Genomic DNA, 14,225 nt, shown 5'->3' with positions numbered 1-14,225 from the left:
AAGTGAAACAAATACTTCAAGATATGGCTAAAGGAGGCTCTGTTATTGTTGAAGCACCTGCGCCTCAAGCAACAAAAAATAATGTAGTGATTAACACTACTACTACCCTTATATCAGCAGGCACAGAGCGAATGCTTGTAGATTTTGGTAAAGCTAATCTAATTGATAAGGCACGTGCCCAACCCGATAAAGTAAAAATGGTACTTGAAAAAGTACAAACTGATGGTTTGATGACAACAGTTGATGCAGTTAAATCTAAGCTAGCCCAGCCTTTACCATTGGGCTACTGCAATGTTGGTATTATTGACAGTGTAGGTAAAGGCGCTGATGACTTTAAAGTTGGCGATAGAGTGGTATCTAATGGACCTCACGCCGATGTGGTGCGAGTGGCAAAAAACTTAGTTGCTAAAATACCAGATAATGTTTCAGATGAAGAAGCGTCATTTACTGTTGTGGCGAGTATTGGTTTACAGGGGATACGCTTAGCTAACCCGACTTTAGGAGAGTGCTTTGTTGTTACTGGTGTTGGCTTAATTGGCTTATTAACAGTACAAATGCTACGAGCACAAGGCTGTAGAGTATTAGCTATTGACTTTGACCAATCTAAACTTGATTTAGCTAAGCAGTTTGGTGCTGAGACATGTAACCCAGGTAAAGGGGAAGATCCGGTTGCAGCAGGCATGGCGTTTAGCCGTGGTGTAGGTGTTGATGGTGTTATTATTACAGCTTCAACTAAATCAAATGATCCTGTAACACAAGCAGCTAGAATGAGCCGAAAACGTGGCCGTATTATTTTAGTGGGTGTAATTGGTCTAGAGTTAAGTCGTGCTGATTTTTATGAAAAAGAGCTGACTTTTCAGGTTTCATGTTCTTATGGGCCTGGCCGTTATGATCCTAGCTATGAAGAGCAAGGTAATGATTACCCACTAGCATTTGTACGTTGGACCGAACAACGTAACTTTGAAGCGATACTCGACATGATGTCGGGTGGGCAAATTGATGTTAAACCATTAATAACTCACCGCTTTAAGTTTGAAAATTCAAGTGACGCTTATGATTTATTAACAACCGATAAAAGCGCTTTAGGTATTTTATTACAGTTTGAATCTGATGTAGCAAGCCGTCATGAAAAAATAATAAAGTTAAATGATGCGCCTAACTATCAAGCGAATGAACCTGTGGTTGGTTTTATTGGTGCTGGTAACTATGCATCTCGTATGTTGATCCCCGCTTTTAAAGAAGCAGGTGCGCAATTTCATAGTATTGCTACTTCTGGTGGCATTAATGGTGTAATACACGGTGAAAAAGCGGGCTTTAGTGAGGCAACCACTGATACTCAAAATATGATTGAGAACAAAAGCATTAACACTATTGCTATCGTTACTCGGCATAATAGCCATGCATATTTTGTACAGCAAGCCCTTAAAGCGGGTAAAAATGTATTTGTAGAAAAACCTTTAGCTATTACTCATGAAGAGCTTGCAGATGTGCAAGCTGCCTATGATGAAGCAATTAAAACCGAAAAAGCACCTAAATTAATGGTTGGTTTTAACCGCCGCTTTTCACCACAAATACAAAAAATGAAAGCACTATTAGCACCAATTAAAGAGCCTAAGTCGTTTATCATGACCATGAATGCGGGAGCAATTCCTGCTGATCATTGGACACAAGATAACAATGTAGGTGGCGGCCGTATAATTGGTGAAGCATGCCATTTTATTGATTTAATGCGTTACCTTGCAAATAGTGAAATTGTAAGTGTTCAAGCGCGTAGAATGGGCGATACAGCTACAGTTGAAGTGACTGAAGATAAAGCCGCTATTATACTTGGGTTCGCTGATGGATCATTTGGTACTATTCATTACTTAGCAAATGGTGCGGCTAGTTTCCCTAAAGAGCGAATCGAAGTGTTTGCCGCTGGTGGTACATTACAGTTAGATAACTTTATTAAACTAAAGGGCTTTGGCTGGAAAGGGTTTAAAAAACTTAACCTATGGAAACAAGATAAAGGACAAACAGCTTGTTCAGCTGCTTTTATTAACGCGGTAAAACAAGGTACAGCAGCACCAATACCTGCGAGCGAATTATTTGAAGTAGCGAAAGTAACTATTGATATTGCTGAGCAGTTGCGCGAACAAAAATGAGTTTAGTTAAAGTGAAAACAGCACTTGGGTTAGGTTTACCAAATCTAGCTCGAGTGTTTGTGTATCAGCTAGGAGTTAAAGCTGGGTTTAATAAAGTGAAAAGTATTACTAGCGCAATTAAGCCCGGTGACCTTTTTACTCCGTATACGGGGACTATCTTTAATATTCCTTGTAACACTCAGTGGAACGATAAACACACTTTTTTTGGTGTTGAAAAGGATGGTTTAGCGATTCCTAATTGGCATCAAAGCTGTTTGAATAGCGAGTTAGCTCCTTCAGACAAGCTTTGGCATTTAATTGGAGATTTCAATAACCAATTAGGTGATATAAAAGGAGTTTGGGAGGCTTCGCGCTTTGATTGGGTAGTTTGCTTTGCTCAACAAATAGTAAATGGGGATGAAAGTGCGTTATTAAAACTAAACGCATGGCTAACTGACTGGATGAAAAGTAACCCGACCTATAATGGGGTTAATTGGAAGTGCGGCCAAGAGGCGTCAATAAGAGTGATGCATTTAGCATTGGCCACATTACTATTAAAGCAAACTCAAAATACCACCCCTGCATTGCTGAGCTTGATAAAAGCTCATTTAAAGCGAGTATCACCCACTATTATGTATGCGATTGCGCAAGATAATAATCATGGAACTTCGGAAGCAGCGGCACTCTACATAGGTGGTTCATGGCTTGCGTTAAATGGTGACGTTGATGGTGTTAAATGGCAAAAGCAAGGTTTAAAATGGCTTGAAAATAGAGCTGCTAGATTAATTGAGGACGATGGTAGCTTTAGCCAATACTCTGTAACTTATCATCGTGTTATGTTAGATACATATAGTTTGGTTGAGGTTTGGCGGCAAAAGCATAGCTTACCTTCCTTTAGTGAACGCTTATATACAAAGTTAAAGGCAGCTACAAATTGGTTGTATTATTTTACCAACTCTAGTACCGGCGATGCACCTAACCTTGGTGCAAATGACGGTGCGCGTTTAATTCCTTTAACTGGTACAGATTACAGAGACTTTAGGCCGAGTGTTCAACTGGCTAGTGCCTTATTTCTTAATAAGACTGCATTTGAGTTTAGTGGCGAGTTTAATACCCCACTTGAATGGCTAGAGTTGAAAATACCTGAACAGCTCATTTTAAGTAAGGTTCCAAAAGACTTTACTGATGGTGGCTATGCGTGTTTAACAACTCAAAATGCAGATCTTTATTTTAACTATCCTAAGTTTAAGTTTCGGCCAAGCCAAAATGATGCATTGCATATAGATTTTTGGTTAAACGGCCAAAATATATTTCGAGATGCTGGTACATTTAGCTACAATGCTGGGCAAAAATATATTGATTATTATGGTGGAGTAAAAAGCCATAATACTATTGAATTCGATGAACATGATCAGATGCCGCGTTTAAGTCGTTTTTTATTAGGCGATTGGTTAAAAACGTCGATTAAAAAAGAGCTTATAGTTACAAATACAGAGCAAACGATCACCGCAGGTTATAAAGACCGCTTTGGTTGTAAGCATGCAAGAGAAATTAAATTTCGACCTAATTTACTAATAATACAAGATATGATTAGTGGTTTTAATGATAAAGCTGTTCTCCGGTTTAGACTTGCTCCTGCTGATTGGAAGTTAGTTGGCAATTCTATTATCAGTGAGTTGTGCTCAATTAACTTTTCAGCAGATGTAACTATAAAGCGCGTTGAATTAACTATTGGTTTTGAGTCTCGTTATTATTATCAAGAATCTGAAATTCCCGTACTCGAAATTGAAGTTCACGAGTCTGGAACTCTTACCACGGAAGTACAGTTTTAATTATGCATATTTTATATTTTCACCAACATTTCTCTACACCAAGTGGTTCTATAGGTATCCGTTCTTATGAAATGGCACAGCGTTTACTAAAACACGGGCATCAAGTCTCTATGGTGTGTGGTAGTTATGGGGGAGGCGAAACCGGTTTAACTCTAGATTTTGTTAAAGGGCGTCGAGAAGGTGTGGTTGATGGTATTCATATAATAGAGTTTGACTTAGCCTATTCGAATGCTGATGGATTGGTTAAGCGCGCAGGAACGTTTTTAAAGTTTGCTATTAAAAGCATTGGTATTGCGTTAACGCATAAATACGATGTGCTTTTTGCAACTACAACTCCTTTAACGGCAGGAATTCCAGGGATCTTTGCGCGCTGGCTGAGAGGTAAGCCTTTTGTATTTGAAGTTCGTGACTTATGGCCAGAATTGCCAAAAGAAATGGGAGTGATAAAAAACCCGATAGTGTTAACTGCGATGTCTATGCTTGAATGGTGCTCTTATCGTTCTGCTCATCGTTGTATTGGTTTGTCGCCGGGTATTGTTGAAGGCATAAAAAAGCGTGGTGTTAAAGCTAGTAAAGTTGAAATAGTCCCAAATGGGTGTGATTTAACAATATTTGCAGACACTGTTACTCCTTGGCGACCTGATGGTGTTGAAGATACTGATTTAATGGCTGTATTTACCGGCACTCACGGTTTAGCTAATGGTTTAGATGCTGCATTGGATGCAGCCAAAGAGCTGAAAACGCGCGGGCGTAATGATATTAAACTGGTTTTTGTTGGTCAAGGTAAGTTGAAAGATAGCTTGCAAGCAAGAGCTAAAATAGAAGGGTTGGATAATGTAATATTTCACCCTCCAGTTAATAAAAGCAAACTAGCAGAGTTAATGAAAGGCGCAGATATTGGTTTACAGCTGTTGGCTAATATTCCTGCATTTTATTACGGCACATCACCAAATAAATTTTTTGATTATATTTCAGCAGGCTTGCCCGTTCTTAATAATTATCCTGGTTGGTTAGCGGGGATGATTAACGGTAATAACTGTGGTTACGCAATTGAGCCTGATAATGCACTAGCTTTTGCTGATACTTTAGAAAATGCGGCAGATAATAAAGAATTGCTACCTGCAATGGGTGAAAGAGCACAGGCTTTAGCTAAGCGCGACTTTAATCGACATAACCTAGCTGATAAATGGGTAACTTGGGTAGCTGGAGCTGTGAAATGAAGCGTCTCTTTGACCTTATAGTTGCTCTTTGCGCATTACTTACTTTATTACCAGTAATAATTGTTGTTGCGGTACTTATTCGTTTTAAATTGGGGTCACCTATTTTATTTACTCAAAACCGACCTGGCTTGAATGGTAAAATATTTAAAATGATGAAGTTTAGAACAATGCTTGATGGTAAAGATAAGCAGGGAAATTTACTGCCCGATAATGAACGTATGACTAAATTTGGTGCTTTTTTACGCTCTACTAGTTTAGATGAGCTGCCTGGTTTATTTAACGTATTAAAAGGGGACATGAGCTTAGTAGGCCCACGTCCTTTACTAGTGCAGTATTTACCTTTGTATAGTACTGAGCAAGCACGACGCCATAATGTGCGCCCAGGTATTACTGGTTGGGCACAAGTAAATGGTCGCAATGCTATTAGCTGGGAACAAAAGTTTAAACTTGATGTTTGGTATGTAGATAACCAAAGCTTTTTGCTCGATATGAAAATATTATTTTTGACAGTAAAAAAAGTATTTGTACGTGAAGGTATAAGTGCTGATGGAGAAGCCACTATGTCCCTTTTTAAAGGAAGTGATAAAAAATGAAAGATTTAATAATAATTGGCGGTGGTGGTTTTGCTAAGGAAGTTATTTGGCTCGCCAATGATTGTAACCGTAAGGTTAAAGGCGTTTTAGATGATTCAGTTCAAACGCATAATACACAAGTGCAAGGCGCTACAGTGTTAGGTGATGTATCTAGTTGGGTAAATTATAAAGATTGCGAGTTTATTATTGCAATTGGTTCGCCACGAACAAGACAAAAAGTATTAGATAAGATGCTAACTTTTGGGGAACCTGATTTTGCCACTTTAATTCACCCTAGTGTGAGATTTTCTAATACAGTTAGCATTGGTGATGGCTCTATAATTTGTGCTGGCTCTATACTCACAGCAGATATATCGCTAGGTAAACATAATATTTTAAACTTGAATGTAACAGTAGGTCATGAATGTGAATTTGCTGATTGCGTTACTATTGCACCTATGGTAGCAGTATCAGGTAATGTGAAACTACACCATCTAGTTGAGGTTGGTACTGGGGCTGTTATTCGCCAAGGCCTTAATCTTGCAGAAGGTTCAATGTTAGGTATGGGTGGCATTCTGACTAAGAATATTCCGGAACGAATGATTTATGCAGGTAATCCAGCAAAAAAATTAAAGGAAATTGTTGAGTAATGGAAATATCAATAATTGGTTCAGGCACAATGGCAACAGGCATAACTCAAGTGTTATGTGTGAGTCATGAAGTTTCTAAAGTTAATATAATCGCGAGAACTGAAGAAAAAGCTATAGCATCAAAAAATATTTGTGCAAAAAATATATCCCGCCTTGCTCGTAAAGGTAAAATTTCAGATGAGCAAGCAAGTTGTGCTCTAGAAAAGCTATACTGCAGTGCTGAATTAGCTACTGTAGTTCATTCTGATTTAATTATAGAAGCCATAGTTGAAGATTTTACATCTAAAATGGAGCTTTTTTCTAAACTTGCCGGGTTTATAAGTGAATCTGTAATTATAGCTTCTAATACATCCTCTTTATCTATTACTGCTTTTGCTAGTGTATTACCTAATCCTCAAAATGTAGTCGGATTACACTTTTTTAACCCAGCACCGATAATGGAGTTAGTTGAGATAGTTGTGGGTCATGAAACGAATCCTACAATAGTGGATAAGTTGCAAATTTTAACTAAGGCTTTAGGGAAAGCTCCAGTAGTTGTTCAAGAAGCTCCTGGTTTCGTTGTAAATAGAATGCTTATACCGATGATAAATGAAGCTGTTAGTATTTTAGCCGAAGGTGTTGCTACTGCTGAAGATATTGATAAGGCAATGAAGTTTGGCGCTCACCACCCTATGGGACCTTTAGCACTTGCTGACTTAATCGGTAATGATGTTAATTTATCTATAATGGAAACTCTTTACAGTGAAACAGGGGATCCTAAATATAGAGCGCATCCACTTCTAAGAAAAATGGTTAGAGCTAACCACTTAGGTCGTAAAACTAAAAAAGGCTTTTTTGAGTATTAATATATGTTAAATACCCCATTTTCTCCGTGGCCTAGCTTTACTCAAGAAGAAGCCGATGCCGTAAGCCGCGTTGTTTTATCAAATAAAGTAAATTATTGGACCGGCACAGAAGGTCGTGAATTCGAAAAAAAATTCGCGACTTGGGCTGATTGTGAATATGCAGTAGCGTTAGGTAACGGTACGCTAGCGCTCGATATAGCCTTAAAGGCGTTGGGGGTAGGTGAAGGCGATGAAGTAATCACTACACCACGTACTTTTTTAGCCTCGGCATCAAGTATTGTTACTGCAGGTGCTTCGCCAGTGTTTGCTGATGTTGATTTAAATAGCCAAGCAATTACTGCTGCAAGTATTAAAGCGGTACTTACTCCAAAAACAAAAGCAGTGATTGTTGTTCACTTAGCAGGTATGCCTGCTGAAATGGACGATATAATGGCGCTAAGTAAAGAGCATGGCTTTTATGTGATAGAAGACTGTGCTCAAGCACATGGTGCTAAATATAAAGGCCGCTCAGTGGGGAGTATTGGTCATGTAGGTGCCTGGAGTTTCTGCCAAGATAAAATAATGACTACGGGCGGCGAAGGCGGCATGGTAACCACAAATTCAAAAGAGCTGTGGTCAACCATGTGGAGCTATAAAGACCACGGTAAAAGCTTTGATGCAATTTATAATCGTGAGCATCCACCTGGATTTAGATGGTTACACGAAAGCTTTGGTACCAATTGGCGTATGACCGAAATGCAAGCTGCTATTGGCCGTATTCAATTAACACGTATGAGTGATTGGACTGCAAAGCGCCAAGCACATGGTGCTGAACTAGATAAAGCAGCCAGTGAATTTGGCTGTATTCGTTTAGTTAAAGTACCTAGTTACATTGAACACGCTGAGTATAAACACTATATGTTTGTTAAGCCTGAGCAACTAGCTGAAGGTTGGGATCGCGATCGTATAGTGAACGAAATAGTTGAACGTGGTGTACCATGTTTTCAAGGAAGCTGTTCAGAGGTTTACCTTGAAAAAGCATTTGATAGCACTCCATGGCGACCAGAAAAACGTTTACCAAATGCAGTTGAGCTTGGTGAAACATCACTAATGTTTTTAGTACACCCAACATTGACTGAAGCTGAAGTAGCTAAAACAACACAAGTGATGAGAGAAGTTTTTTCATTATCATCAAAGTGAGGCTAGTGAAGTAAATTATTCACAAAGAGGTTAAGAGATGCTGCGCTTTAGAGAAGCGAAAGGTAGATAGCTTAAAGTATTATATTGTTTAATCTTTTCTCATTTACCCTATTGCTTTTCTCTTTATGCAAACGTGTTTAAGTAAAATTATTCACAAAGAGGTTATGAGGCGCTACGCTTTAGAGAAGTGAAAGGTAATGGCTTAAAGTATTATATTGTTTAATCTTTTCTCATTTACCCTCATGCTTTTCTCTTTATGCAAACGTGTTTAAGTAAAATTATTCACAAAGAGGTTATGAGGCGCTACGCTTTAGAGAAGTAATAAAATACAGTTATTATGTTTTTACATTCGCTTTTCTTTGTGAGGTTGGGTTTATTAAATTTTGCAAAGTTAAGTATGATTATGGAAGCTGATTTATTAACGCAAAAAGTGATTGGTTGTGCTATTGAAGTGCATAAGCAGCTTGGGCCTGGTTTATTAGAGTCTAGCTATGAAAGCTGTTTGATGTATGAGCTTACTCAAGCTGGGTTATTGGCTAAGAGTCAGGTATTACTACCTATAACATACAAGCATGTTGAAATTGATGCAGGCTATAGATTAGATATTTTATTACCTAATAAGTTAATAATTGAATTAAAGGCAGTTGATAAACTGCTGCCAATCCATTCTGCGCAGCTGTTAACTTATATGAAGCTTGCGGAAATAAACTCAGGGCTTTTAATAAACTTTAATGTTAATAAGCTAGTAGATGGTGTTAAACGGTTTAACTTAGCTAAAAGCGAATAACTATAAAAAGCTAGGTATGCGCTGCGCTTTAGATGAGTGAAAGCTCATGGCTTGAAATATTATATGTCTAGTATTTACTCATTTACTCTCATTCGCTTCTCTATGTGATATGGGCTCTATAAAAGCTTTAAAATTCACTTTTAACTTTGCAGCTTTAATCAAATAATAAATAAAGGAACTATCAATGGATAATTTTATCCGTTCTATTTTAAGTGCTTCTAGACGGCGTTGTTTCCTAAAAGTTTGAACTATCTTGCCAGCCTGTGATCAGATCATCTATATCCTACTAGCCCGTGCAACAACAATGAGCAAAATCACAAACTGGTCTCACTATAATCAAGCCCTCGTTAACCGCGGTAATATTCGCTTCTGGTTTGACGAAAAAGCAACGCGTCATTGGTATAACGAATGTACTCACGGTGGGCGTGGCCGCTCTAATCATTTCTCTGATCTTGCTATTGAAACTTGCTTAACACTCAAAGCTGTCTTTGGCTTGTCGTTCAGGGCACTACAAGGGTTCACACAATCGGTATTATCTTTGATGAAGCTTCCGCTTGAAGCCCCAACCTACAGTTGTCTGTGTAAGCGCAGTGCTGAGTTGAATATTAAATTTCGCAGTAAAGTCCGCACCACTGGATTTGTAGATATTGTAGTTGATAGCACAGGACTTAAGGTGTTTGGCGAAGGTGAATGGCATGCACAGAAGCACCACGTAAAGGCAAGAAAAAAGTGGCGAAAACTGCACCTTGCGGTGGATGCCAACACGCATGATATTGTGGGGGCGCAAATGACGCTCAGTAACGTCACCGACGGCGAGACCCTCCAAGATTTGATAAGACCATTACGCCGGCGTATAGATAGAGTGAGCGCTGATGGTGCTTATGATAGCCGCCGCTGCTATGCAGAAATTACTGAAAAAGGCGCGATACCTGCTATCCCGCCGAGAGAGAATGCACGGCTGTGGACTGATAAGCATCCACGCAATGAGGCTGTCATGTTGTGCAATAAGTTAGGAATCGCACAATGGAAAAAGCTCAGTGGATATCATGTGCGCTCATTAGCAGAAACAGCGATGTACCGTTTTAAACAGTTGATGGGGGCTAAGCTAAATGCGCGTGATTACAATCGCCAGCTGGTTGAAGCGATGATCAAAGTGAAGGCGCTAAATAAGATCAACACCCTTGGTCTGCCTAAATATCAGTAAGTTAAGTGAGTTTGTTAGAGAGCTGTATTTGATCAACAAGGCCCTTCTAGACCTAAAAAGCGCCTTATTACGCTTTTTATTGACTCACTCTTTATTATCTCTGCATTTTGGTTGGCGCTTATTGTAAGGCTAGATAGCCTGTCGCCTTTGTATAACGAAAAGAACTGGCTTTTATTAGGCTTACTTATTCCTTTAAGCCTATTTACCTTTGTTAATTTAGGTTTGTATCGCGCAGTATTGCGATACATGAACTCGCAAGCAGTTTGGGCTATTGTGCTTGGGACCGTTATCACGACTGTGCTTTTAGTATTACTTGCATTTTTTACCAGCGTGAATATACCCCGTACCATGCCATTAATTTTTGCTTGGTTATGCCTGTTAACTGTGGGTGGCTCGCGTGTTTTTGTGCGCGCACTGATAGGTAAAATTACCACGCAAAATAAAGAGCCGGTTATTATTTATGGTGCGGGCTCTGCTGGTAGGCAGCTAGCTACAGCCTTAAGTTCGGGGCCAGAGTATTTTGTAACTGCGTTTATTGATGATGATATCGCTAAGCATGGTTCAATAATTCAAGGGATCCCAGTAGGGCCATTTAATGAAATTTATCGTTTAATTGATAAAAATAAAGCAACCAAAGTACTCATGGCAATGCCAAGCTCTTCGAGAGCAAGGCGAAAAGAAATTTTAGCGCGATTAGAGCCCCTAACAATTAAAGTGTTGTCTATTCCGGGAATGGCCGATGTAGTTGAAGGTAAGGCTAAGCTTTCAGAGTTTAAAGAAGTGGGTATTGAAGACTTACTAGGGCGTGACCCTGTGCCCCCTAAACCCGATTTAATGGCCGCTAATATTGAAGAAAAAGTAGTGATGGTTACCGGTGCGGGAGGATCTATTGGTTCAGAGCTGTGTAGGCAAATAGTAAAACTAAAACCGAGCCGATTAGTATTATTTGAGCTCAGTGAATTAGGGTTATATTCAATAGATAAAGAGCTTGGCGAATACATTACAAATACTAAGCTCAGCATTGAAATTGTGCCTATTATGGGGTCGGTGCAGCACATTAATCGCCTTGAAACGGTAATGATTACCTTTGGTGTGCAAACCGTTTACCATGCAGCGGCCTACAAGCATGTGCCTTTAGTTGAGCATAATGTGGTAGAAGGCGTGCGTAATAATGTGTTTGGCACCTACTATGCAGCAAAAGCGGCGGTTAACGCGAAAGTAGATACTTTTGTACTTATATCTACCGATAAAGCCGTGCGGCCAACCAATGTAATGGGCACCACTAAGCGTTTAGCTGAGTTAGTATTGCAAGGGCTAGCACAAGAGCAAGGTAAAAAGCATAACACCCGTTTTTGCATGGTACGTTTTGGTAACGTATTGGGTTCTAGTGGATCTGTAGTGCCACTATTTCGCCGCCAAATAAAAGAAGGTGGCCCAATAACGCTTACCCACCCCGATATAACTCGTTACTTTATGACCATACCCGAAGCCGCACAGCTTGTTATTCAGGCTGGTGCTATGGGTAAAGGCGGTGACGTATTTGTGCTCGATATGGGCGATTCAGTAAAAATTAAAGATTTAGCCACTAAAATGATACGTCTTTCGGGGCTTGAAGTAATTACTGAGCACACACCTCATGGCGACATTGAAATAAAATGTACCGGTTTACGCCCGGGCGAAAAGCTGTATGAAGAGCTCCTTATTGGTGATAACGTAGCGCAAACCAGTCACGAGCGTATTATGACGGCTAAAGAAGTCATGCTACCGTTAACTGAGCTAAACGAGCTGCTCGATTTACTCGACAAAGCTTGCCATAACTTTGAGCATGAAAAGATTCGCCAGCTATTACTGGATGCGCCAACGGGCTTTAACCCTACCGATGGTATTTGTGATTTAGTATGGAGTGCCAAAAAAGAAACTTCAGTTGAAACCCAGCAACAAACCAATGTTGTTAATTTAAAAAGTTAGGGTTAAGTGAAAAGACTTAAAAGGCAAAGGGGCTAGGTTTTAAGGAAGTGACAATGTAGCCCGTGACTTTTGGTTTCTCATTTACTCTCATTGCCTTCTCTTTGTGCATTTGCTTTTTAAGTGATTTACTCACAAAGAGGTTAAGAGATGCTCCGCTTTAGAGAAGAGAAAGTAGTAGCCAAGTATTAAAATGTTTAATGGCTTCTCATTTACTCTCATTGTCTTCTCTTTGTGCAAAAAGATCTTTAACTGATTTATTCACAAAGAGGCTAGGAGGCGCTGCGCTTTAGAGAAGTAAAAACAGGGTTTAGGTTTTAGGCAGAGATTAAGCCAAGCACGGTGTTTGATTTTAATAGCGGGGTTTTTTGCCACGTAAATCTAGCAGTATATTTTAAATTTTAAGCGTGAGTTTTTACTCGCGCTTTTTGTTTTTTAAATTTTATTTTTGATACAAAATCCTATTCAATTTATAAAGGAATAACTATGGCACGTAAGTATTTTGGAACCGATGGGGTAAGAGGTAAAGTGGGTACGTTTCCTATTACCCCTGATTTTGCAATGAAACTAGGCTGGGCTGCAGGCACGGTTTTAGCCTCAAGTGGCACGAAAGAGATTTTAATCGGTAAAGACACCCGTAATAGCGGCTATATGTTTGAGTCGGCTATTGAAGCTGGGCTTTCTGCCGCTGGCGTAAACGTAGCCTTTGTTGGCCCAATGCCAACGCCTGCCGTTGCGTATTTAGCATCAACCTTTAGAGCCGATGCAGGTGTAGTAATTAGTGCCTCGCATAATCCATTTTATGATAATGGGATTAAGTTTTTTAATAATTTTGGTACTAAACTAAACGACGAGCAAGAGCTAGAAATTGAAGCATTACTTGAGCAAGCACTTAACAACAATGCCATGCAATGTGTCAGCTCTGAGTTGTTAGGTAAAGCAAGGCGCATTAACGATGCTGCAGGTCGATACATTGAATTTTGTAAGGCCATATTCCCTAAAGAGTTAACCCTTGAAGGCTTAAAAATTGTGGTAGATAGTGCCAATGGCGCTGCTTACCATATTGCCCCTAATGTATATGCCGAGCTAGGTGCAGAAGTCATTAGCATTAATGATAAACCCAATGGTTTAAACATTAACGAGCAATGTGGTGCCACTCACCTCGATAGTTTACAAGCCGCAGTATTAGCGCACAAAGCCGACTTAGGCATAGCACTCGACGGCGATGCCGACAGGCTCATGCTAGTCGATGATTTAGGTGCCGTAGTTGATGGCGACCAAATTCTTTATATATTAGCAAAAGCCGCAAAACTGCAAGGGAACATGCAAGGTGGTGTTGTGGGCACGTTAATGTCTAACCTCGGGTTAGAGCTAGCACTTAACGATATGGATATTCCGTTTAAACGCGCCAAAGTAGGTGACCGCTACGTAGTTGAGCAGCTAAAAAACACCGGTTGGAAACTAGGCGGTGAAGGCTCTGGGCACATTTTACATTTAGGTTATGCGACTACAGGTGATGGCATTGTCGCGTCTTTATTAGTATTAACAGCGCTTATTCAGCAACAGCAATCGTTAAGAGAGTATGTAGCTGGTATGCAAAAACTACCACAAGTGCTATTAAATGTGCGTTTAACAAAAAACAATGCCGATGAAATACTCAATACCGATGGGGTTAAACAAGCCGTAGTCGAAGCCGAAACCGTACTTGCCGATACAGGGCGTGTTTTACTGCGTAAATCGGGCACTGAACCGCTGATTAGAGTGATGGTTGAGTCGACTGTTCCTGATGTATCACAAGCGCAAGCTGAGCATATAGCTGCTGCTATAAAAGCGCTGGTTTAAGGGAAA

The 14,225-nt window shown here is 39.8% G+C and carries 11 protein-coding genes; all 11 read left to right on the top strand.

What is annotated here, in order from left to right; all coding sequences use genetic code 11:
* Positions 1–2: 2 nt before the first annotated feature.
* A complete protein-coding gene (locus tag J8Z25_RS15535; RefSeq protein ID WP_250661381.1) occupies positions 3–2,144 on the top strand; it encodes a bi-domain-containing oxidoreductase in 2,142 nt (713 codons plus the stop codon).
* Positions 2,141–3,955, top strand: a complete 1,815-nt coding sequence (locus J8Z25_RS15530; RefSeq protein WP_250661380.1) for a heparinase II/III family protein — start codon at positions 2,141–2,143, stop codon at positions 3,953–3,955. Before J8Z25_RS15535 ends, J8Z25_RS15530 begins: the two co-directional genes overlap by 4 nt.
* Before the next feature lie 2 nt (positions 3,956–3,957).
* On the top strand, positions 3,958–5,175 hold the full coding sequence (locus J8Z25_RS15525) for a glycosyltransferase family 4 protein (protein WP_250661379.1): 1,218 nt from the start codon (positions 3,958–3,960) through the stop codon (positions 5,173–5,175).
* Positions 5,172–5,768 carry a sugar transferase gene (locus tag J8Z25_RS15520; protein WP_250661378.1) on the top strand — a complete coding sequence of 199 codons (597 nt, stop codon included), beginning with the start codon at positions 5,172–5,174 and terminating at the stop codon, positions 5,766–5,768. The genes J8Z25_RS15525 and J8Z25_RS15520 overlap by 4 nt, the downstream gene beginning before the upstream one ends.
* Positions 5,765–6,397 carry an acetyltransferase gene (locus J8Z25_RS15515; RefSeq protein WP_250661377.1) on the top strand — a complete coding sequence of 211 codons (633 nt, stop codon included), beginning with the start codon at positions 5,765–5,767 and terminating at the stop codon, positions 6,395–6,397. The genes J8Z25_RS15520 and J8Z25_RS15515 overlap by 4 nt, the downstream gene beginning before the upstream one ends.
* Positions 6,397–7,242, top strand: coding sequence for a 3-hydroxyacyl-CoA dehydrogenase family protein (locus J8Z25_RS15510; protein ID WP_250661376.1), 846 nt, complete (start codon positions 6,397–6,399; stop codon positions 7,240–7,242). Before J8Z25_RS15515 ends, J8Z25_RS15510 begins: the two co-directional genes overlap by 1 nt.
* A 3-nt stretch (positions 7,243–7,245) precedes the next feature.
* Positions 7,246–8,421 (top strand): DegT/DnrJ/EryC1/StrS family aminotransferase, encoded by a 1,176-nt coding sequence (locus J8Z25_RS15505; protein ID WP_250661375.1) that lies wholly within the window; start codon positions 7,246–7,248, stop codon positions 8,419–8,421.
* 403 nt (positions 8,422–8,824) lie between these two features.
* Positions 8,825–9,208: a GxxExxY protein gene (locus J8Z25_RS15500; RefSeq protein ID WP_250661374.1), complete on the top strand. Its 384-nt coding sequence runs from the start codon at positions 8,825–8,827 to the stop codon at positions 9,206–9,208.
* Between the two features lie 304 nt (positions 9,209–9,512).
* Complete coding sequence (locus J8Z25_RS15495; RefSeq protein ID WP_250661049.1) at positions 9,513–10,412, top strand: IS5 family transposase; 900 nt, start codon at positions 9,513–9,515, stop codon at positions 10,410–10,412.
* A gap of 66 nt (positions 10,413–10,478) precedes the next feature.
* Entirely contained in the window at positions 10,479–12,380 is a 1,902-nt protein-coding gene (locus J8Z25_RS15490; RefSeq protein ID WP_250662042.1) for a polysaccharide biosynthesis protein, read from the top strand.
* Between the two features lie 483 nt (positions 12,381–12,863).
* Positions 12,864–14,219 (top strand): phosphoglucosamine mutase, encoded by a 1,356-nt coding sequence (gene glmM, locus J8Z25_RS15485; RefSeq protein WP_250661373.1) that lies wholly within the window; start codon positions 12,864–12,866, stop codon positions 14,217–14,219.
* Positions 14,220–14,225: the final 6 nt, after the last annotated feature.

The sequence above is a fragment of the Pseudoalteromonas sp. SCSIO 43101 genome, assembly GCF_023650775.1.
GTDB lineage: Bacteria > Pseudomonadota > Gammaproteobacteria > Enterobacterales > Alteromonadaceae > Pseudoalteromonas > Pseudoalteromonas apostichopi.
The sequence above is the reverse complement of the archived record's forward strand: the minus strand, read 5'-3'. Positions and strand labels throughout refer to the sequence as shown.